The organism is Verrucomicrobiia bacterium (assembly GCA_023953615.1).
Lineage (GTDB): Bacteria > Verrucomicrobiota > Verrucomicrobiia > Limisphaerales > JADLHS01 > JADLHS01.
Genome location: JAMLJH010000002.1, coordinates 419,804 through 440,524, shown reverse-complemented (window position 1 = coordinate 440,524; position 20,721 = coordinate 419,804). Strand labels below are relative to the sequence as shown.

Annotated in this window: 27 protein-coding genes and 1 pseudogene; 9 read left to right on the top strand and 19 right to left on the bottom strand. The window is 57.9% G+C overall.

The features are described from left to right. The 6 genes and pseudogenes from M9920_12120 to M9920_12095 all read left to right on the top strand — a co-directional run bounded on the left by M9920_12120 (nucleotide 1) and on the right by M9920_12095 (nucleotide 7,949). Nucleotides 1-1,029 (top strand): chemotaxis protein CheW, encoded by a 1,029-nt coding sequence (locus M9920_12120; protein MCO5053037.1) that lies wholly within the window; start codon nucleotides 1-3, stop codon nucleotides 1,027-1,029. Between the two features lie 55 nt (nucleotides 1,030-1,084). Further along, nucleotides 1,085-3,367, top strand: a complete 2,283-nt coding sequence (locus M9920_12115) for a hybrid sensor histidine kinase/response regulator (protein MCO5053036.1) — start codon at nucleotides 1,085-1,087, stop codon at nucleotides 3,365-3,367. Beyond that, entirely contained in the window at nucleotides 3,364-4,401 is a 1,038-nt protein-coding gene (locus tag M9920_12110; GenBank protein MCO5053035.1) for a chemotaxis response regulator protein-glutamate methylesterase, read from the top strand. The genes M9920_12115 and M9920_12110 overlap by 4 nt, the downstream gene beginning before the upstream one ends. Before the next feature lie 67 nt (nucleotides 4,402-4,468). Continuing rightward, nucleotides 4,469-4,894, top strand: a pseudogene (locus M9920_12105) (response regulator). 102 nt (nucleotides 4,895-4,996) lie between these two features. Then, nucleotides 4,997-6,952 carry a response regulator gene (locus M9920_12100; protein ID MCO5053034.1) on the top strand — a complete coding sequence of 652 codons (1,956 nt, stop codon included), beginning with the start codon at nucleotides 4,997-4,999 and terminating at the stop codon, nucleotides 6,950-6,952. 40 nt (nucleotides 6,953-6,992) lie between these two features. Beyond that, on the top strand, nucleotides 6,993-7,949 hold the full coding sequence (locus M9920_12095; GenBank protein ID MCO5053033.1) for an LD-carboxypeptidase: 957 nt from the start codon (nucleotides 6,993-6,995) through the stop codon (nucleotides 7,947-7,949). Nucleotides 7,950-7,951: 2 nt separating this feature from the next. On the opposite strand, the gene M9920_12090 is transcribed toward M9920_12095, so the two are convergent. The 9 genes from M9920_12090 to M9920_12050 form a co-directional block, all read right to left on the bottom strand. Next, on the bottom strand, nucleotides 7,952-9,202 hold the full coding sequence (locus M9920_12090; protein ID MCO5053032.1) for a hypothetical protein: 1,251 nt from the start codon (nucleotides 9,200-9,202) through the stop codon (nucleotides 7,952-7,954). Continuing rightward, nucleotides 9,199-9,702 (bottom strand): DUF3368 domain-containing protein, encoded by a 504-nt coding sequence (locus M9920_12085; protein MCO5053031.1) that lies wholly within the window; start codon nucleotides 9,700-9,702, stop codon nucleotides 9,199-9,201. Before M9920_12085 ends, M9920_12090 begins: the two co-directional genes overlap by 4 nt. Beyond that, nucleotides 9,683-9,943, bottom strand: a complete 261-nt coding sequence (locus tag M9920_12080; protein ID MCO5053030.1) for a UPF0175 family protein — start codon at nucleotides 9,941-9,943, stop codon at nucleotides 9,683-9,685. The genes M9920_12085 and M9920_12080 overlap by 20 nt, the downstream gene beginning before the upstream one ends. Then, nucleotides 9,924-10,127, bottom strand: a complete 204-nt coding sequence (locus M9920_12075) for a hypothetical protein (protein ID MCO5053029.1) — start codon at nucleotides 10,125-10,127, stop codon at nucleotides 9,924-9,926. Before M9920_12075 ends, M9920_12080 begins: the two co-directional genes overlap by 20 nt. 22 nt (nucleotides 10,128-10,149) lie before the next feature. Beyond that, the gene (locus M9920_12070) at nucleotides 10,150-10,506 is read right to left on the bottom strand and encodes a YceK/YidQ family lipoprotein (GenBank protein ID MCO5053028.1); all 357 of its coding nucleotides are present in this window, start codon (nucleotides 10,504-10,506) and stop codon (nucleotides 10,150-10,152) included. Then, a complete protein-coding gene (locus M9920_12065; GenBank protein ID MCO5053027.1) occupies nucleotides 10,503-11,561 on the bottom strand; it encodes a class II aldolase/adducin family protein in 1,059 nt (352 codons plus the stop codon). Before M9920_12065 ends, M9920_12070 begins: the two co-directional genes overlap by 4 nt. Nucleotides 11,562-11,586: 25 nt before the next feature. Further along, complete coding sequence (locus M9920_12060) at nucleotides 11,587-11,892, bottom strand: ethanolamine utilization protein EutN (protein ID MCO5053026.1); 306 nt, start codon at nucleotides 11,890-11,892, stop codon at nucleotides 11,587-11,589. Beyond that, a complete protein-coding gene (locus M9920_12055) occupies nucleotides 11,889-12,167 on the bottom strand; it encodes a EutN/CcmL family microcompartment protein (GenBank protein MCO5053025.1) in 279 nt (92 codons plus the stop codon). Before M9920_12055 ends, M9920_12060 begins: the two co-directional genes overlap by 4 nt. Nucleotides 12,168-12,343: 176 nt before the next feature. Then, nucleotides 12,344-13,840 carry an aldehyde dehydrogenase gene (locus tag M9920_12050; GenBank protein MCO5053024.1) on the bottom strand — a complete coding sequence of 499 codons (1,497 nt, stop codon included), beginning with the start codon at nucleotides 13,838-13,840 and terminating at the stop codon, nucleotides 12,344-12,346. A 100-nt stretch (nucleotides 13,841-13,940) separates the two neighbouring features. Here M9920_12050 and M9920_12045 point away from each other — a divergent pair, with 100 nt between their 5' ends. Continuing rightward, a complete protein-coding gene (locus M9920_12045; protein ID MCO5053023.1) occupies nucleotides 13,941-14,153 on the top strand; it encodes a hypothetical protein in 213 nt (70 codons plus the stop codon). Nucleotides 14,154-14,157: 4 nt separating this feature from the next. Continuing rightward, on the top strand, nucleotides 14,158-14,577 hold the full coding sequence (locus M9920_12040; GenBank protein MCO5053022.1) for an HNH endonuclease: 420 nt from the start codon (nucleotides 14,158-14,160) through the stop codon (nucleotides 14,575-14,577). A gap of 117 nt (nucleotides 14,578-14,694) precedes the next feature. On the opposite strand, the gene M9920_12035 is transcribed toward M9920_12040, so the two are convergent. From M9920_12035 to M9920_11995, 9 genes are all read right to left on the bottom strand, one after another. After that, a complete protein-coding gene (locus M9920_12035; GenBank protein ID MCO5053021.1) occupies nucleotides 14,695-15,117 on the bottom strand; it encodes a hypothetical protein in 423 nt (140 codons plus the stop codon). Beyond that, nucleotides 15,114-15,425: a EutN/CcmL family microcompartment protein gene (locus tag M9920_12030; protein ID MCO5053020.1), complete on the bottom strand. Its 312-nt coding sequence runs from the start codon at nucleotides 15,423-15,425 to the stop codon at nucleotides 15,114-15,116. The genes M9920_12035 and M9920_12030 overlap by 4 nt, the downstream gene beginning before the upstream one ends. Before the next feature lie 82 nt (nucleotides 15,426-15,507). Next, nucleotides 15,508-15,789, bottom strand: coding sequence for a BMC domain-containing protein (locus M9920_12025; protein ID MCO5053019.1), 282 nt, complete (start codon nucleotides 15,787-15,789; stop codon nucleotides 15,508-15,510). A gap of 33 nt (nucleotides 15,790-15,822) precedes the next feature. Further along, nucleotides 15,823-17,085, bottom strand: a complete 1,263-nt coding sequence (locus M9920_12020) for an acetate/propionate family kinase (protein ID MCO5053018.1) — start codon at nucleotides 17,083-17,085, stop codon at nucleotides 15,823-15,825. 79 nt (nucleotides 17,086-17,164) lie between these two features. Next, on the bottom strand, nucleotides 17,165-17,443 hold the full coding sequence (locus M9920_12015; protein MCO5053017.1) for a BMC domain-containing protein: 279 nt from the start codon (nucleotides 17,441-17,443) through the stop codon (nucleotides 17,165-17,167). A 26-nt stretch (nucleotides 17,444-17,469) separates the two neighbouring features. Continuing rightward, complete coding sequence (locus M9920_12010; GenBank protein ID MCO5053016.1) at nucleotides 17,470-17,757, bottom strand: BMC domain-containing protein; 288 nt, start codon at nucleotides 17,755-17,757, stop codon at nucleotides 17,470-17,472. Between the two features lie 44 nt (nucleotides 17,758-17,801). Beyond that, nucleotides 17,802-18,056, bottom strand: a complete 255-nt coding sequence (locus M9920_12005) for a hypothetical protein (GenBank protein MCO5053015.1) — start codon at nucleotides 18,054-18,056, stop codon at nucleotides 17,802-17,804. A gap of 9 nt (nucleotides 18,057-18,065) precedes the next feature. After that, complete coding sequence (locus M9920_12000) at nucleotides 18,066-18,794, bottom strand: hypothetical protein (protein ID MCO5053014.1); 729 nt, start codon at nucleotides 18,792-18,794, stop codon at nucleotides 18,066-18,068. A gap of 26 nt (nucleotides 18,795-18,820) precedes the next feature. Further along, on the bottom strand, nucleotides 18,821-19,498 hold the full coding sequence (locus tag M9920_11995; GenBank protein MCO5053013.1) for a phosphate propanoyltransferase: 678 nt from the start codon (nucleotides 19,496-19,498) through the stop codon (nucleotides 18,821-18,823). Nucleotides 19,499-19,583: 85 nt separating this feature from the next. Here M9920_11995 and M9920_11990 point away from each other — a divergent pair, with 85 nt between their 5' ends. Beyond that, nucleotides 19,584-20,348 (top strand): DeoR/GlpR family DNA-binding transcription regulator, encoded by a 765-nt coding sequence (locus tag M9920_11990; GenBank protein ID MCO5053012.1) that lies wholly within the window; start codon nucleotides 19,584-19,586, stop codon nucleotides 20,346-20,348. On the opposite strand, the gene M9920_11985 is transcribed toward M9920_11990, so the two are convergent. Further along, a complete protein-coding gene (locus tag M9920_11985; protein ID MCO5053011.1) occupies nucleotides 20,312-20,698 on the bottom strand; it encodes a hypothetical protein in 387 nt (128 codons plus the stop codon). The two genes, M9920_11990 and M9920_11985, sit on opposite strands and share 37 nt — an antisense overlap. Between the last annotated feature and the right edge of the window lie 23 nt (nucleotides 20,699-20,721).

The window sequence follows — 20,721 nt, the reverse complement described above, 5'->3', positions numbered from 1 at the left end:
GTGAAACGCGCCAAGCCCGATCCTGCCGCGCCCGCGAAACCCGACAAGCCGGGCACGCAACATTTGACGCGCGCCGAAGCGGAGGCTTGGGCGGCTGAACCGCCGCCCGCTGAGGATCCGCTTCCAACCAATTTGGTCACAACCGCGGATGCCGTCGTCAATCCTGCCACTCCGCCACCGCCGCCCAAACTCACACGCAATACCGGAACGGAAACCCATTTGCCCGATGAACCCGGCACCCAACATTTCGTCCGGGTCGAAGCCGAAGTGGTTCACGTTGAACCCGAACCCGTGGGGAAACACCTCCAGCGGATCGAGCGGACCATTGCCGGGCCGTCCTTCAAACTATCGGTCACCCAAACCGGCAACCTGCCCGCGCCGGTGGACGATTGTTGGAATCGCATCGGCGTGTATGGCGATCATTCCTGCTCGAAACTCGCGCAACATGGCCACTGCCATCACTGCCCGACGTATGCGCGAGCGGCATCGCAATTTCTCAATCGCCCCATTCCATCCGATTACCGGCGCGAATGGAGCTTGCATTTTGCGCCGGAAAAACGTGTCGCCACTCCGGCCAAAACCAGCGTCGTGATTTTCCGGTTGCTGGGGGAATGGCTTGCGTTACCCACGGAAATTTTTCAGGAAGTTGCCGAGCGCCGGCCGCTGCACACCATTCCACATTGTCGCCACACGGTGTTGCTCGGCATCGTCAACATTCGCGGCGAACTGCTGATCTGCGCCGCGCTGAATCGTTTGCTTGGATTGGAAACAGCTCCCAGAGCCTTGATCCACGGCCAGCGGCAGGAGCGATTGATGGTCGCCGAATGGCGCGGGCAACGCGCGGCGTTCCCGGTGGACGAAGTTTATGGCGTTCACCGGTTTCACAATGCCGATTTGCGCAAACCACCCAGCCTGTTCGTTCAGGGTGGACGCCATTGCGCCAACGGCATTTTTCCGTGGCGTCAACACACCGTCGGATTACTCGATCCGGAAGCACTGATGGCGGCGTTGAACCGAAACTTAACGTAATCACGGCCAGACTTTTGAAATCGGATTTGACCTGTAAACCAAGCGAAGTCAGTTGATGAAGAAACCCGAGTCAAACCAGGCAAGCTCTGTGGCCGACCTCACGATGCTGGAACTTTTCCGCACGGAGGCCGAGAGCCAGACGGCCTTGTTGAACGCGGGCATCCTGGCGTTGGAGCGCACTCCCGCCACCCCGGAACAACTGGAATCGCTCATGCGCGCGGCCCATTCCTACAAAGGCGCGGCGCGGATCGTCAATTTGGAAGCCGGCATCCAGGTGGCGCACGCCTTGGAGGATTACTTTGTTGCCGCGCAACAAAACCGGCTGACGCCGCGACCCGAGCACACCAACGCGCTGCTCCGCGGCGTGGATTGGTTGGCCGAGCTTGGCAAACAAGCCGACAAAAATCCGGCGAACTGGGAGAAGCGACATCAGGCGCATCTGGAGCAATGGCTTCTGGAAATTCACGCCATCATCGCCGCGCCCACCGGTGAATTTCCGCCCATTAAAATCACCGACGCCCCGGCCAGTGGCGATACCACCCACTTCCGCAGCGCGGAAATTGCCACCGCCACCGGCGCCGCGCCGCCGGCGGAAACCACGGAGCGTTATTTGCGGCTGTCGGCGGAAAATCTCAATCGCCTGCTGGCGCTGGCGAGTGAGACGTTGGTGGAATCGCGTTGGCTGCGTCCGTTCACCGCGCAGTTGCAACGGATCAAACGCCAGCAAACCGCGCTCGAAGCCACCCTCGACCAGTTGCGCCACAACGACGTTGACCCGGTCAGGCAACAATCGGCGGCCAACGCCGCGCAACAAATTCGCGAGCTGTCGCAGCAATTGGAGGAGCGGTTACAGGAACTGGATCAACACGAACGCCGTACCGCCCAACTGGCGAACCGCCTCTACCTGGAAGCGCTGCGCACCCGGATGCGCCCCTTCGGCGATGGCGTCCAACACTTCCATCGCATGGTGCGTGATCTGGCGCAAAGCCTGGGCAAACAGGTCCGTTTTGAAATTCTCGGTGAAACCACCCAGGTGGACCGTGACATCCTCGAGCGACTCGAAGCGCCTTTGACCCACCTGTTGCGCAACGCGGTGGATCATGGCGCGGAAACTCCCGCCGTCCGGCTCGAACAAGGGAAACCGCCCGAGGCCACCATCCGCCTGGAAGCGCGGCACAGCGCCGGAATGTTGCAAATCACCCTGGCCGACGACGGGCCGGGCTTGGATCCGCAACAAGTTCGCGAGGCCATCAACCGGCGCAAGCTCATCGCGCCGGCGGCGGTGGAAACGATGACCGAACCGGAGTTGTTGCAATTCCTCTTTTTGCCCGGGTTCACCCTGCGCGAAACGGTGACGGAAATTTCCGGACGCGGCGTCGGCCTCGACATCGTGCAAAACATGATCCGCAGCGTCCGGGGGAGCGTGCGCGTGTCCACCTTGAAAGGGCGCGGCATGCGCATTCAACTGCAACTGCCGTTGACGCTTTCCGTATTGCGCGCGTTGCTGGTGGAAATCGGCGGCGAGCCTTACGCATTTCCGCTGACGCAGATCGTGAGCAGTTTGAAACTGCCTCGCCCGCAAATTCTGACGCTCGAAGGACAGCCCCATTTCCGACGGGGCGACCAGTACATCGGCCTGCTCAACGCGCAACAAATTTTGGATGTCTCGGGGGCAACGCCAGACAGTTCCGGCGATCTGTCCCTCATCATTTTGAGCGGACCGGATCAACATTACGGTTTGCAAGTGGATCGCTTCCTGGGCGAACGGGAACTCGTCGTCCAACCGCTGGACCCGCGGCTTGGCAAAATCAAGGACATCAGCGCCGCGGCCTTGATGGACGACGGGGCGCCGGTGCTGATTGTGGACGTGGAAGACTTGCTGCGCAGCATTGACAAATTTGCCACCAGCGGTCGGCATACGGCCATTCCTCCCGCGACCGGGCCGGCAACCGGTCACCGGCAGAAACGCGTGCTGGTGGTGGAAGATTCCCTGACCGTGCGCGAACTCGAACGCAAATTGCTGGACGCCGCCGGTTACGTCGCCGACGTGGCCGTGGACGGCATGGATGGTTGGAACGCCGTGCGCGCCGGAGATTACGACTTGGTGATTACCGACGTGGATATGCCGCGGCTGGACGGCATCGAGCTGACCACTTTGATTAAAAATGAAGAGCGTCTGCGGCTCATTCCGGTCATGATTGTTTCCTATAAAGATCGCGAGGAAGACCGGTTGCGCGGCCTCAACGCAGGCGCGGACTATTATCTAACCAAGGGCAGCTTTCAGGATGAAACCCTGATCCGGGCCGTGGTGGATCTCATTGGGGAGGCCGGCTGGTGAAAATCGGCATCGTCAACGATCTGGTGCTCGCGGCCGAAGCGTTGCGGCGCAGTATCAACGCGCATACGCAACACGAAATCATCTGGATCGCCAAAGATGGCGCGGAGGCCGTCGCGCGTTGCGAGCAGGCTCGCCCGGACCTGATCTTGATGGATTTGTTCATGCCGCGATTGGATGGCGTCGAAGCCACGCGACAAATCATGGCCAAAAACCCTTGCGCCATCGTGGTAGCCACGGCCAAGGTCGAAGACCACATCGCCCACGTCTTTGCCGCGATGGGCGCGGGTGCCGTGGACGCGGTGGACGTTCCAATTTTCGGAGCCACACAAAAACCGAAAGAGGTTGCTCCATTGCTGGCGAAAATCGGTACCATTGAAAAACTGCTGGGCGCCCCCAAGTCGCTGAAATCCCGTAAAGCCAAAGCCCCGTCACTTCCTATTGAAGCGCAACCCCGCCAACTCACCAAGTTGGTTGTGATCGGCGCCTCAGCGGGCGGGCCGGCGGCGTTGACCACCATCCTGGGCGAGCTGCCGGCCACCTTCCCTGCCGCAATTGTCGTGGTGCAACACGTGGACCAACAGTTCGCGCCCGGATTAGCGGGTTGGTTCGCCGCCCGCACTCCGTTGCGGGTGCGCGTGGTTGCGGAAGGAGATCGTTTGGCGCCCGGACGCGTTTATCTCGCCGGGAAAGATCGTCATCTCGTGATGTCCCACACGATGCACCTGGGTTATTCCGCACAGCCGGACTCGAGCACTTATCGTCCGTCGGTGGATGTGTTCTTCCATAGTGTCGCCCGATACTGGCGCGGTTCGGTCACGGGAATCCTCCTGACCGGAATGGGGCGCGACGGGGCCGAGGGATTAAAAGCCTTGCGCACTGCGGGCCACCTCACGATTGCGCAAAACCGACTTAGCAGCACGGTGTACGGCATGCCCAAGGCCGCGGTGGAATTGCAGGCGGCCCGGGAAATTTTAGCGCTGGACAAAATCGCGCCACGCCTCATTTCTATCTTGGGTCAAGATCATGGCAACTGAGCACACTGAAACCAACTCTCCGGAGGGAAACCGCCTCACGTTTCCCCAGCTCCCGGATTATCACGTCATGGTGCTTCTGGTGGACGATCAAGCCATGGTGTGCGAAGCCATCCGCCGCGCGCTCGTCACCGAACCGGACATTGATTTCCATTACTGCGCCGATGCGCGCGAAGCCTTGACCCTGGCGGCGCAACTGCGCCCCACGGTGATCCTGCAGGATTTGGTCATGCCCGGCATTGATGGACTCAGCCTCGTCACGCAATTTCGCGCCAATCCCGTCACCCGCGAAATCCCCATCATCGTTTTAAGCACCAACGAAAATCCACAGATCAAAGGCCAGGCGTTCAGCCTGGGCGCCAATGATTATCTGGTCAAACTGCCGGACCGGCTGGAACTCCTGGCGCGCATCCGCTATCACTCGCGCGCCTACCTCAATCAAATCCAACGCGACGCCGCTTACCGCGCGCTGCGGGAAAGTCAGCAACAATTGGTCAACGGCAACTCGCAATTGCTGTCCCTGAACCAGAAGCTCGAGGAAGCCACGCTGGCGAAGTCCGCGTTTCTGGCCAACATGAGCCACGAAATCCGCACGCCCATGAACGGCGTGGTCGGCATGATTTCGCTGTTGTTCGACACCGACCTGTCCGAGGAGCAGCGCGAGTACGTGGAAGGCGTACGCACCAGCGCCGATGCCTTGCTGACCATCATCAACGACATCCTGGATTTTTCCAAAATCGAAGCCGGCAAACTGGAGCTTGACCATCATCCGTTTGAATTGCGCGGCTGCGTGGAAGACGCGTTGGAGTTGCTGGCCACCAAAGCCGCCGAAAAGCGGTTGGATCTGGTTTATACCGTGGACGATTCGCTGCCCAAAATCATCCTCAGCGACATGATCCGGCTGCGCCAGGTCTTGGTCAACCTGCTCAGCAACGCGGTCAAATTCACGCCTTCAGGCGAAGTGGTGGTGGAAGTAACTCCAGCCACGGCCGCCATTCGTGAATTGGACGGCGCCACCGACGGCACGACCGTCAGCCGCGAGGAATGGTTGCTGCACTTCAGCGTGCGCGATACGGGCATCGGCATTCCGTTGGAAAAGCAGCATCGCCTGTTCAAATCCTTTCACCAGGTGGACGCATCCACCACGCGCCACTTCGGCGGAACGGGATTGGGGTTGGCGATCAGCAAGCGCCTCGTGGAATTAATGGGCGGCCGCATCTGGGTGGACAGCGACGCCAACAGCGGCGCCACGTTCCATTTCACCATTCTCGTGCAGAGCACCGGCACGGTCACGCCGCCCGCGTGGGTCGGAAAACAACGGCAGCTTGCCAACGAATCCGTGCTCCTGGCGGAACACGGCACGAGCAACGCGCGGGTTTTGCGGCAACTCCTGGAAAGCTGGGGCATGCAGGTTACCATCGCCGGAACGGCCGACCAGACGCTGGCCTTACTGCGCGAACCCACCGGATATTCAGTCATCATCCTGGACGCGCAACTGCCGGGCATGGATTGTTTCGCGTTGGCGCGCGAAATTCAAAAATTACCCACCCGAAAGTCGCTGCCGCTGCTCTTGCTTTCCACGGCCCGTTTGCGCACCGAAGACCTGCACGCGGCGGGGATGACCGAAGCCCATTTTCTTCACAAGCCCATTCGTCCCGGTTTGTTGCTGGAAACGCTCGGCCGCATGCTCGGAGTGCGCGTGCAGCCGGATCGCAAACCTCCGTTCACGCCCGGACTCGATTCGGATTTCGCGCGCCGCCTGCCGCTGCGCATCCTGCTGGCCGATGACAATCCGATCAACCAAAAGGTCGGCATCAGCGTCCTCAACAAATTGGGGTACCAGGCGGATCTGGCCACCAACGGGGTTGAAGTCATCAAGGCGCTGGAACAGAAACCCTACGACGTGCTTTTCCTGGACGTGCAGATGCCTGAAATGGACGGCTACGAATGTACCCGGACCATTTGCGAACGCTGGACGCGGGACAAGCGCCCGGTGATTGTGGCCATGACCGGAAATGCGCTGATTGGCGATCGCGAAAAGTGTCTCGCCGTGGGCATGGACGATTACATTTCCAAACCGGTTCGCGTGGCGGATTTGCAGGCCACCCTCGAACGTTGGGGGCCAACCAAGGTGGTGAAGTACGACACCAATTACTTCATGCGCAATCCCGAGTCGCTGTCGCCCGGACTGCTCGACGCCAGCATCATTGCCGACCTCCGCGAAATGGCGCCCACCGAAGACGTCAGCATGTTAAGCGAATTGATCAGCCTCTATCTCGAGACCGCACCCACGCACATCAAACAACTGGTGCAAGCCGTCGAAGACCCCAAGCAACTCGCCTTTCACGCTCACGCGCTGAAAAGCATGAGCCTGAACATGGGCGCGCGCCAGGTCGTGGAATTGAGTCAAAAACTGGAAGTGCTGGGCAACTCCGGTGAAGTTTACGGCGCCATGAAAATCATCCAGGATTTGGAAACCACTTACACTCAGACCAAGGCGCTCCTGATCGGATTACGCGACAAGGAAAACCCGCCGCTTGATCCGCAGATTTAACGGCGCCTTCCCTTCGGACCCCCATTGCCAATTTTTACTGATGAAACTTGTCTTTCCGCCTCGCCTGAATCCCGGTGACACCTTGGGCATCGTCGCTCCCGCCAGCGCGCCGCCCGATCCGAAAAATGTGGACCGCGCCATTGCCGTGCTCGAAAAACTCGGCTACCGAACCAAGCTCGCGCCGAACGCGCACAAACGCCTCGGTTTCCTCGCCGGCTCCGACCGCGAGCGCGCCGATGATTTGATGCGGATGTTCACCGATCGCCAGGTGAACGCGATCATCTGCGTGCGGGGCGGTTACGGTACCGCGCGATTACTGCCCCGGCTGAACTACCGTTTGATCCGGGCCAATCCGAAAATTTTCATCGGCTACAGCGACATCACTTCACTGCACGGCGCGTTTCTATCCAAGGCCGGTTTGATCTCCTTCCACGGGCCAATGTTGAACTCCGACTTTGCGCTCAAACGGCTCCCCGCGTTCACGGTGCAAAGTTTTTTGCGTACCCTCGCTTCCGCGGCGCCGCAAAACGACATCGCCACCGGCTATCCGGGTAAAACGGTGAAAATTCTACGGCGCGGCATGGCCCGCGGTCGGCTCATCGGCGGCAACATCACCATTCTGAACACGCTGATCGGCACCCCGTGGCAACCGAACTTCAAAAACGCCATCCTCTTCCTCGAAGACGTGGGGGAAGAACCTTATCGCTGGGATCGTCTGTTGACCCACCTGCTGAATTGCGGGCGGTTGCAACAGGTCGCGGGTATTGCCATCGGAATCAACGCCAACTGTCAGGATCCGCGCGCCCAAACCGCCAAGGAATATCGTCAGACTTTGGAGGATGTTTTCCGCGAACGCCTGCTGCCGTTAAAAATTCCGATCGTTACCGGCCTGCCCTTCGGTCACGTGGCGATGAACGCCACCTTGCCCGTCGGCGTTCGGGCCACGTTGGATGCAAATCGCGGACGACTCCAACTCGACGAGGCGGGCGTACGCTGATCTCAGAGCTGCAACCGCGCCCGATCGTAGGCGAATCGCTGCTGCGAATTCATCCGGGCAAAGTCCGGCGAACCATCGGCCTGTCGCGGCCAGTCGGTTGCGGTGCCGGTCGAACTTGCAGGACGACTCATCTCACTTCGCGCTGATCCGCTGCGACCGTCCGACGCGGGCACCGTCCCGGCATAATTCATGGACTGCCCGGTTAGTTGCAAATCATCCGCCAACGCGCGTTGCGGCTTGATGCCCTTGCCTTGCAGCACGCCGTGATAGGCACGGACGGCCTCCTCGGGACTGATTTTGCCGTCGGTGATCAAGCGCAGCATTTCGATAAACGCCAGTTGGTGCTCCGCGTTGTTGATTTTGCGACCAAACAACGCCGCCCGCGCGCCGTGCTTTTGCGCGTCATGAATCAACTTGAACGCATCATGCGTCGTGCCCGCGCTGCCTCCCATGATGCCGACCACCATGTTGGGATCGTATTGGCAAAGTTCTTCCATGGCGCGCGGACCGTGATACACCACCTTCAGAAACAACGGTCGCCCCGCCTCCGGCACGCCCGCCAGGGTGCGCAGGATGTTGTCGTTGACGAACTCGCCCAGGTTTTCCGCAGGAATGCCGCTGTCCACGTTGGGATCGAACACTTCCAAAAAGTGCCGGAACTGCTTGCGCTCCGCCTCCTCGCGAAATTCCTTGTAAGCCAGCAACGCCTCGCGGTCCTGTTCCAAATCGTTCACGTAAGTGATCGAATACAGTCCCAGATTGGCGCCGGGAAAATCGGGAGTCGCACCCCGCTCACATTCCACTTCGCCGCATTGAATGTGATCAATGCTCGCCGTCCGAAACGGTTGCGACGCTTCACCCATGTAACAACCGTGCCGCGCGGCCCAGACATCGGTGGTATCGTTCGCGCGAGCGGCAGGCGTAACGTGGGAATTTTGAAACAAGCCTTCCTTGATCGTGAGTTGTTCGTTCACGTAGGCCGACATCAACATGATGTCCACCAACCCCTGGTGCGTCACTTCACGAATGATGTCCAAGAACTCCGGCAGATTGCGAAAGCCAAACTCTTCCCGAGACCAAACCTCCGGGGAGAATTGGGCCGGGCGCGCACCGCGCCGGGCCAAGTAGGAGCGCGGACCGGTGGCGCGCACGCCATACGCCATGTCGGCGTCTTTGGCGTCGGCTAGAATGAACGCGCGCGAATTGGGGTTCGCTTTAATTTCAGCCAGTTTTTGATCGAGGGATTTGGTCATGGTTTCTCGTCAACATCCTTCAGTGCCGTCGCAATCAGTTCATCCGTGCAACGGAAATTTGTTTCGCCCATCAAGCGGTCAAGCTCAGGCTTGAGGCGCGGCAGGAATCCCCGCCGGATGGCCTGAACAAGAACCCCCAAGGTTCCGGTCAATTTAACGCTAAGCTTCAGAGCCACCGCCCGGCCTTCCGCTTCGTCAATAATAAGCAGCGCCTCCAGCCTGATCGCCAGCGCAATGGCTTCCCGCTCGCCATCGTCCAGTTGCGTAAGCAGCGGATTTTGGTGCGCGGACGCCGCTGTGGAATTATCCACCCGAATCCAGCCCGCGGTCGCAGCAGCCCGGAGTGACCGGCCTTCGATAAGCTCCGCACCTTCGACCGCCACTTCACGCCACACGGCCGCCGGAATAAACACCTCCGAATAAAGCCGCCGGAGCAGTTCAAGCCGGTTAATCCGCGCCAGATAAACAATCGGAGATGAGTCAGCTACAACTGCGGGCATAAGCCAGGTCTTGCTCCAACATCTCTCTTGTGTACGGCATCGGAACTTTGCGATCTCGCAGCAAGTCCATGAATGCGATGCGCGTCATTCCACAGAATTTCCCAGCCTTGCCCGTGGACCACTTGCCCTCGCGATACATCACGATGGCGAGTTCGAGTTTGGCGTTGCGGCGGATTTCCTCGTCCGTCTCGCCAAAGCTCTTCTTGAAGCCCTCGGGAATTTCAATGGTTACAGCATTCACGTGACAACGATACCATGCCTGTCAAAAAACTGAAGGGCACGTTATACTTCGTTTGACTGGAAATCTGCTCCTTAATCACCCGCACGCCATACGCCATGTCGGCGTCTTTGGCGTCGGCCAGAATGAACGCGCGCGAAGCGGGATTCGCTTTAATTTCAGCCAGTTTTTGATCGAGGGATTTCATTGTAAAACCACAAGCCAACTGATTAGTGCGATGACGCCTCTTCGGTTGGCAACGGCGTCGGTTTCCACGTCAGGTCAAAAGGCAACAGCAGCGTATCCAGAACCAACGATGGCCCCAAATCAACCAGCCCTTCAATCGTTCCTAAAAACCCCATCGCTGCGGGAGCACCCAATGCGCGGCTGTTGGCGATCGGATGCGCTATAAATTGCCAGTCATACTGCACACCACCATATACTTTGGAAAAATCACCATCCGGATTGGCTTTGCGTTCTGAACGAGCCACGAGTGATCCGCAACCGGAAACTGCCAGTAACAAGGCCAGCAACCCCCAAGTCGCCCGCCCCACACTGGCACTTAATTGCAAAACCCAACTGCTCATTTCATCTGCTTGAGAATTTGGTCCGTGATGGCCTGCACCGCCTTTTCCGCTTCCGGATCAAAGCCCGCGCCCGCCGCCTCGGGGCGCGGCACGGCGCACGTCACGCCCGGACGCCATTCGCCACTGTCGCACAACTCACATTCCTTCATCTCGAACCGCGGGTCCACGAAACCCAGCTTCTCCTTGATGTTCAACAAATCCTTCATTTGCGGTCCGGTGAAGGTGTTGATCGGATGGCCCAATTGCCCGGCCACCACAATCGTGCGGCAATACGCTTCCACAATCTCCATGCGCCAGTAGGCTTCTTCGAGATTGTTGTGCGACCAGGTCACCACGCCGTGATTCGCCATCAAAATCGTGTTGTATTGATCCGTCAAATCCGCCACCAGCTTGCCCATGTCCGAGGTGCCCGGCGTGCGATAGGGCGCGACGCCGACCGAGCAAAACACTTCAAACTCGGGCAACATGCAGGTGGGCGGCGCGACGTTCGCCACCGCAAAGGCGGTCGCGTAGGGCGGATGACAATGGCAGGTGGCGATTGCCTTGGGCTGCCGTTTCATCATCTGCAAGTGCATGAGAATTTCGCTCGTGCGCTTTTTCATGCCGAGCAATTGATGGCCCTCAAAATCCACGAGGCACATGTCTTCCGGCTTCAACGCGCCTTTGCTCACCAGCGTCGGCGTGCAAATTGCCACGTCCTCTCCCACGCGAATCGCCATGTTCCCGCCGTTACCGTCCACATAAGCGCGCTGCCACAAGCGCTGCCCCATCTGGCAAATCTGCTCCTTGAGACTGTGCGCGTAGGGTGAATTGAAAAACGTCTCCAGCTCGGCGGGCGACGACTTGGAATTGATCGGTTGACGCGGTGGCAGCGGTTTGGCCGCGGCGACGCCGGCGGACTTGACTAGAGTGGAGGGCTGAGGCACGACCGAGCGAAGGTCGTTCAGAAAATCGCGCGCCGAAGGCGTTAAAATGGCGTCGGCCGGCAAACTACTCAGGCTGCGACCCTCGCGTTGCATCCGTTCCACATCCTTCAAACTGATGACATTTTTCATAACTTAAAAGTCCTTCCAACCCCGATCACCCTGACCACGGGCGATAAAACATGTCGTCCACGAGCGCGGCATTGATCGCATCCACTGGCGTCGGCACGACAAACGGCTGCGCCGCTTCGCGCCCTTCCACATAACCAATCACCTGCCCCACGCCACCGCCGATGGCGTCATACACCACCAGACTCGGGTCTTTGCCCAGCGTCGGCGGGGCCGCCAATCCAGCGGCGTATTGTTCGCGGGAAAACGGGCTTACGATCAAGAACCGCCCGCCTTCAAATGACTTGATCGTCTTGCTCAACGTAACGCGACCGATGACCGTGCCCAGTTTCATACGCGCACTCCCGGTTCACGCTCGTCCACAATTCCAACGATCAACCAACGCACGGGGCTTTGCGCATCGCCCACGGCGCGACGAGCCGCCGAACCGTCGGACGAAATCACCACCTGCTGATGCATCCCGGCGCCCAACGCATCAATCGCCACCTGCGGCGTGCCTGCGTTCTGACCGTCGGCATTGACCGGTTGACAAATCACCAGCCGCCAACCGTTGAGACTCGGATGTTTCCGGGTCGCCACGATGTTGCCTTCGACGCGCGCCAATAACATAAAATCAAACCACGGATAAACACGGATAAACACGGATAAACACGGATGAAACCGGAACGCTCAGGAGCGCGGCCTTCAGGTCGCTTCAATTTTCGAACGCCGTTGACGCGCGAACACTGAAGCGGGCCAAAGCCAGCGTCCCGTACTAATCCGTGTTCATCTGTGTCCATCCGTGGTTAATAAATTCTCAGATTGTCCACCATCACACATCGCCGGACGCGCGTGAAGGTGCGCGGATTGGTCACGCCTTCACCAGTTGGGGTGGCGATGGAGTAACTCAAATAACCTTCGCCACCCAGGCCCAGGCCTGCGGGTGAAGGACCGTTCTTTACAAACAACGTGGTGTCCAACGCCCGCGCCATCGCGGTCATGTGCTCCACGTCATGCGAATGAATCACGCTGGTATGGCGATAACCGTGCTCGGCCTGCACGGCCAGTTGGATGCCTTCGCGCACGCTCTTCACCCGCACAATCGGCAGAAACGGCATCATCTGTTCCTCCTGCACGAAGGGATGGTCGGCGGACGTTTCGGCGAACAACAACTGGGTGCCCATCGGCAGATTCAGTCCGGCCGCTTGAGCCAGCACTTCAGGATTCTTGCCAATGAATTCCTTGTTCACGCTGGCGTGAGAACAACCGCCGCCCTGCCCCGGCTTGAAGGTGAACGCCGCCTGCGTCAGTTTTTCCAATTGCGCGTCGCTCAACTTCACCGCGCCGTTCTCGGCCAGGCGCTGCATCAACTTGTTCGCCACGCTGTCCAAAACGAAAACCTCCTTCTCGCCAATGCAGAGGAGGTTGTTGTCAAAGGCGGCCCCGGCAATGATCGCTTTCGCCGCGCGAGTCGCGCAGCAGGTGTCATCCACGAGCACCGGCGGATTCCCCGGTCCGGCACAAATGGCGCGCTTGCCGGTTTGCATCGCCGCTTTCACCACACCCGGACCGCCAGTAACCAGCAGCAATTTCGTGTACTCGTTTTTGCAAAGCGCGTCGAAGGATTCCAGCGTTGGTTGCTCCACCAGACACGCGATGTTCTCGATGCCGGTCTCGCGATAAATCGCTTCGTTGTAAGTTCGCACCGCCGCCGCCGCGCAACGCGCCGCGCTGGGATGCGGATTGAACACCACCGCATTCCCGGCGGCGACAATGTTGACAATGTTGCCACTCAACGTGGGAATGGAATGGGTGCTTGGCGTAATCGCGCCCACCACGCCAAACGGCGTGAATTCCTCCAGGGTGATGCCGTGATCGCCGCTCAAAGCTTCCGGTCGCAGCCAATCCACACCGGGCACCAGCCGGATGATTTTGAGCTTCTCAATCTTGTGATCGAGCCGACCAATTTTCGTTTCATCCAACTCGAGTTTGCCCCAAGCCTCGGCGTTTTTCTCCGCCAACGTCTTGACGATTCCCTCGATCTTGCGCCGCGCCGCCACGCCCTTTTCTCGCAACAACAAAAAAGCTTCCTGAGCCGCCGCGCACGCCTCGTTCGCCGTGGCAAACACACCGAATTTTCCGCGCGACGCCGGCACGGTCACCTGCGGCGCACGCACATTACGCGATTCACTTTTGGCCGGAGCTGGATTCGCCGTCGTGGTGCTGGAGGCAGTCGCGCCGCCGATGCGTCCCAACACTTCCGCCACCACGTCGCGGATCAAAGTTTCATTCACTGTGCTCATAAATAGTTGCTTTTTAACGAAGGGAATTCCGAGCTTGGACACCCCGACCCACTTCTGCTAAATTCGGCCTCAGAAACGGAAAGTAAATATGTCTCAAGCCATCGAACTGATAGTTGAGATGCCGGGCGATCTGGCAAAGTTTCGCCTGCCAAAAGGCGTGGAGAAACGGCTGCACGCGTTGCTGGACAAGCAAGACCAAGGGAATCGCCTGACACTCGCCGAAAAGCGGGAGGCTGAGGGGTTGGTTGAATTGGCTGACCTGCTTTCCCTGTTGCGTTTGCGTTCGCAACGATTGAGCAACGGACGCCACTGATCACATGACCATCCCGGCGCAACTGCGGCGTCAGGCCATCCAGCGTGCCGGAAATCGTTGCGAGTACTGCGGACTTTCGCAGGTTTCCCAAGAGGCGACTTTTCATATTGACCACGTCATCCCGACGGATGCTGGTGGCGCAACGACGCTGAACAATCTGGCGCTGGCGTGTGTTTCGTGCTCGCTTCGCAAAGGAGCGCGAATGAAAGCCATTGATCCCAAAACGGGGAATGAAGTCAGATTGTTCAGTCCCCGCCGTGATTCTTGGCGATTGCATTTCCGCTGGGACGGCGTCCGCGTGGTCGGCATCAGTCCGACTGGACGCGCCACCGTTGCCGCTTTGAATTTGAACCGCGACGTGGCCCAAGCCATCCGTCACGAAGAAATTCTCCGCGCACGGCACCCCCCACCGAAGCACATTTGAATTAGATTGGAATTTAGAAAGGAGGGGGACAATTTGTCCCCCCCCTTTGAAATATCTTTCAAAGCTTGGAGCATTCCGGTTCAAAGTCTCGCTCGCTGTGCTCATAAACTTACTTGATCAAGCATTGGATCCCGAACCTATCCTGTCCCAGTTCTCATGAAACTCAGTTTTTTCGTAATGCTTTGGCTGCAACCAAAAGCTGGTTTTGCCGTCCTTTTCTCCTTTATGCACTAATCGCCTGACTTCTTCTGGCGTAAGAACATAACAGGCTGGCTTCTTCGTCGTTACACTCTGGCAAACAACGATGAAATCTCCGAAAAGATTGTCCAGGTTGGAACCGAGAGGCACCGGACTTCTCCTAGAGAGCGCCTTAACTTGGATAGTTTTAACCCGTGTTGCATCCTGGCTATAAATCAACGCGTCTATCCCTCGCGCGTTTCTAGCAGTTGGCATCACATTCCAACCACGTTGAGACAAGCGATAGCACACGTAGTAAAGACCAATGTTTCCTACAACTTGATTGTTGTTTTGTTTACTCACGTTCTACCGCTATAAATCTGTTTCCCCAGCACGTCCACGCTGTCCACGATGCCGATGATGACGGCATCCACCGGGGCGTCTTTCATGCCGGGCGCGAGCCGCGCGCTGCTGCCCTGCGTGAACATCACCATCTCGTCCAACCCCGCGCCGAGCGCGTCCACGGCCACGATGGTGTTCGCGCCGGGGCGAAATTTCGTCGGGTCTTTTTCATCCACGAGTTGCGGACGAAGCAACAACAGTTTGCGCCCCGACATGTTCCGGTCTTTCTTGGTGGCGACCACCGAGCCTTCGACTTTGGCCAAGAACATAGTTTTGCCTTTGTGGCGGCGACTCGTGAGAGCGCCGCATTTTACATGCAAGTCAGCCGCGCTCTCACGAGCGCAGCCACGCTTACTTCTTCTTCGGCAACACCGCCGCCACGTCGTTGTGCGGACGGGCGATGACATGCACGCTGACCAGTTCGCCTTTGATGGCTTTGATGGCTTGCGCGCCGGCATCCGTCGCCGCCTTGACCGCGGCCACGTCGCCCACCACACACGCGGTGACCAAAGCGTTGCCGACCTGGGTCATGGGGCCGACGAGTTCCACGTTGGCCGCTTTCAGCATCGCGTCCGTGCCCTCCACGAGAGCCACGAGTCCGCGCGTTTCAATTAATCCAATTGCTTGAGGCATAGTTTTATTTTGTTTGTTGATTACGTATGAATTTCAATTTCTTGCTGTTTCCAATAAGCGTTTGGTTTCCCGGGCCACCACGAGTTCTTCATTGGTGGGCACGACCATGATTTTAACCCGCGAATTGGCGGTGCTGATCGTGGCTTCGTGCGCCGGGGGTGCGTTATTCAAAGCCGGATCCAGTTCGATGCCCAATCCGGTCAGGTTCGCGCAGATGGCGCGACGGATCTCCGCCCGGTTCTCGCCAATGCCGCCAGTGAACACCAAAGCGTCCGCGCCGCCCATTTCGAAAAAGTAGCCGCCCATCCAGTGTCGGGCGCTCGCCACAAACACTTCCACGGCCAGCCGCGCCTCCACCTTCCCCTGCTCCGCCGCAGCCGCCACATCGCGCATGTCGTTCGAGGCGCCGCTCAAACCTTTTAACCCAGATTCCCGGGTCAGTTGACGCTGCGCTTCCTCGATGGTGAGTCCCAGCGTTTTCACCGCGTAGGGAATCGCTTCCGCATCCAGATCGCCGACCCGATTGTTTTGCGGCAAACCCGATTGCGGACTCATGCCCATGCTGGTGCCGATCGCCACGCCGTTGTAAATTCCGGTGATGCTCGAACTGCCGCCGAGGTGACACGAAATCACGCGCAACGGCGGATCGTTGACCGGAGTCTGGCCACCGTTGACGTAGAGGTTGCGCACGCGTTCGGCGACGTCATCGCGGCCCAGCAATTCCGCCGATCGTTCGGCAATGTATTTATGGCTCGCGCCGTGAAATCCCCAACGGCGAATGCCAATGTCGAGCCAGGCTTGCGGCACGGCGTAACGCATCATCGCCTCGGGTGCGAATTGATAAAACGCCGTCTCGAACAGTCCCACCAACGGCACCCCCGGCACGCGTTTTCCAAACAGGCGGATGCCGGTGATGTACGGTGGATTATGCGCCGGAGCGAGACCGTTGTAAGCCTCCATCGCGCCCAGCACGCGTTCATCGAGCCGCACGCAACCGGTGACGTTCTTGGCAATCACCGTTTTGAAGCCTACCGCCGTGAGTTCACTTTCACTGGCCAACGCGCCGGCATCCTTGAGCTGCGTCAAGCAACCCTCGATTGCCTGCGAATAATCAGCCACGCGCTCGAAGCCGCCTTTGTGCAACAGGCGCGGCAGTGACGCTTCGCCGCCAGAACCACGCGACGGGAGCGTCGCGTCCCCCGCACGGCGACGGGATGTCGCAGCCACGGTGTTCGCGAAATCGAACAACCGCCACTTCAGCGAGGTGCTGCCAATGTTGGCGACGAGAATCTTCACAATGCGGAGTGCAGATTGCGGAGTGCGGAATGAACTCGGCGCGCAGCTAATTCCGCACTCCGAATTCCGCGTTCCGCATTTATTGCAGCCATTTGCCCAAAATTCCCAGATCATCGTGCGGCCGCGGAATCACCTGGACGCTGATCACCTGCCCCACTTGCGCGGCGGCGGCGGCGCCGGCATCGGTGGCGGCTTTCACGGCGGCGACGTCGCCCCGGAAAAATCCGGTCACGTAACCGCTGCCGACTTTTTCCCAGCCGGTCATGGTGACATTCGCGGCCTTGAGTGCGGCATCGCACGCTTCCATGAGCGCGCAAAGCCCTTTACATTCAATCATTCCAACTGCTTGTTGTGCCATAATGGTTTCGGTTGTGGTTAAACTGGTTACTTGGCGGCGACTCCGCTATTGACGAACGCCTTTAACAAATCCTCGTGCGGCCGCGCAATGATGTGGGAACTGATCAGCTCGCCCACCTTGGCCGCCGCCTTGGATCCGGCATCCACCGCCGCTTTGACGCTGCCGACATCGCCCTTGGCGAGGACGGTAATCAGTCCGCCGCCGATGGGCACCGTTTTGACCAACGTGACGTTGGCCGCCTTGACCATGGCGTCGCTGGCTTCCACGCTGCCAACGTAGCCTTTGGTTTCAATCATTCCTAATGCTTCACTCATTTGTTTTTTCCTGTTTGGGTGTTAATTGACGGTTAAATAAAAAATCACAATGCAGCTTCGTGTTTACCTTTGCCGCTGCCATTTGGGTGACGGTAACACGTATTTATCGTCAATAGCGATAGGCTCGAGAAATTTGAACCACAAAATTTGCAAGTGTATTGCTTCTTTTCGCCGCCCTCGTATAAAGCATGCTTTCCCTTGGCTGCGCCGTCTGGATGACGATGACACGTGTTAGCGGTTAGAGCAGAGACGCTCGCAAAGGATGAACCGCAATATCGACAATAGTACCTCATAATTATTCTTGGCCGTTATGTAGCCAGTTGCATTGGATTGGAGGCTTTGATTGATAAAAAATTTGAAATGATTGACTGGGTCTCGACCCTAAACGGGCTGAACCCAGGCATGGATGGATGATAAACGCGCAGACATCGCATCACGATTCCATTACCAACATCGAGCGAACAAGATGAAAAGCCGCTTTTTTCGAGGGCGGTTTTGGAAAGTAGTCTGAAGCCTTCCATTCTCTGAACATATTCGTAAACAGGTTTGCCCCAACAGATACAGTGAGTGACGCCAAGAACTTTGAGAATTTCACGGTTAACTTTTATACTCAACTCAATTTGTTCTGGCTTGGCTATTGCAATTTGTGTTTCGCTCTTGACCAAACCTTGAATAAAGTTGGCGTAAGAGATCCGTTTGATAAACGATTCGACTTTATTGAGGATTTCAACATCCGACTGCTCGTCAAAATCTTTCTGCAACCCAACCGCTCCCTTCAGAAAAGCTCGGAAGGTTTTCGTCCACCATCCACGACAATAGGTATATTCTTCAATCGTCTCGGACGTTGCCCAAGCGTCTTTCGCTTTCCATTCCTCCAACTTGGCGTCGTAGTCCTTTGCAGGTATGGGGATATTGTGCGCAAAAATCATTATCCGCGCCTCGCTTTTGGCGAAGTTCTTCCCCACATAAGGGTACCAGCGAAGACCTTCAATTCTATCGAATTGAACATCAAAAGCCTGGTCCCTTTGGAATTTCATTTTTCTGTAATTTCTGCGCTTAAATTCTATTTCAGCAGTTCCACCGGCGTACCGGGCTGCAGGTTGCAGGCATTGCCTTCATCGGTGTCAATGTGAACCTCGAGTTTGAAACTCGGGTCCACGCGGCACAACATCTTGTCCAACGTGATCCCGCAATCTCCGCCAATCTTCAACTTCATCGCGCCGCCATTCTTCACCCCGTAAAATTCCGCATCCACCGGACTCATGTGAACGTGCCGCAACGCGCGAATGATGCCCTGGTCCATCTCAAAAAAACCGGCCGGCCCCATCAACATCGCACCCGGAGTGCCGTCAATGTTTCCGGATAACCGCAGCGGAATCTCAAACCCCAGCGCGATTGCATCCGTGTAAGATAGCTCCACCTGATTCAGACTCCGGCACGGACCGAGGATGCGCAGATTGGAAATCACCCGACTGCGCGGCCCGATCAAGGTCACCGTCTCCTTCGCGGCAAACTGCCCTTCCTGATAGAGCCATTTATGAACCGTAAGTTTATGCCCTTTGCCAAACAACTGTTCCACCGCCGCTTCAGTGAGATGACAATGCCGCGCGCTGATGTTGACCACGAGCGGGTGAGGAGCGGTCGCCATCCGGGGAAGTGGTTTACCCAGGCGCGAATAAACCGCCTGACGAACCATGTGTTCGATAACTGCTCGATGAGGCACAGGGGCAGCAACAGCCATAACTTGCACTATTCTGATTATTTTTAATCAACCGTCAACTAAAATCTTGCAAAATCTTCCAACATCTATCACGATACACTTCAAAATGACGGCAGAAGAGCGAAAACACCGTCTGGAAGCCTACCTGCAAGAGGTCGAGTTTGCCGCATTGGAAGATTTGGCAAAATACGTCGGCTCGTCCGTATCCACCGTGCGCCGCGACCTGACGGCGCTCGAAACGGCGGGCACGGTGAAGCGCACCCATGGCGGCGCGCGGATTATTGTGCCCAAGTCGGACGAATTTACCTTCTCCACGCGGGAGACCTATCAGTTGGAAGCCAAGGAAGCCATCGGCCGCGCCTGTGCCGAACTGATCAAACCCAACCAAAGTGTCATCGTTGACGCCGGCACCACCACCTTCTGCGTCGCCAAGTATCTGGAAGACAAATCTCCGCAGATCGTGACCAATTCCCTGCCGGTTGCCAACCTCTACTCGGCCGCGGGCAAAGTGGAACTCGTGGTAAGTGGCGGCGTGATTTATCCGCGCCTCGGCGTGTTGGTCGGACCACTCGCCGTGGAAGCTTTTGCCAAGATTCACGCGGACGTGGCAATCATGAGCGCGGGCGGCATCACCCCGGATGGATTAACCAACTCACACGGTTTATTGATTGATATTCAACGCGCCATGATGCGCGCGGCGGCCAAAGTGATCATGTGCCTCGATCACACCAAATTCGGACGACGCTCGGTATCGTCGCTCAGCGATCTGGCCCGCATCCACACCATCGTCACCGATCACCAAGCTCCGAGCGACTTGGTAACGCAATTGCGCGCTCAAGGCATCGAAGTCATCGTGGCCGCCGGCACCTGAGCCACCACGACAAACCACCGTCTCGATAGTTCGTAGCGATGCTGGGCCGACACCACCGAGCCGCCATCGGGATAAGCTTCATTCACCTCGGACCAGGTAATTTTCAAAATCCCGAAACCGTTCTCGACAATAACTGAACCCTGTGCGATAAAGGTTGCGTCGTTTCCCCGTTCGTGTGCTGTTCCCGGCACAAGCCACAACCGCCACGGGTAAACGAAAGCCGGTATGATGACCTCGCACGTCAAAACCGAAACCTGCCCGGCAGCGGCCTGGATCGAGCCGTTGCCAGATAAATTGATTCCGCCATCCGTCAGCTTGGCGCCCGCCCCGGACCGGTTGCCGGAGCGCATATCATTCAATCCAAAGGCTTGAT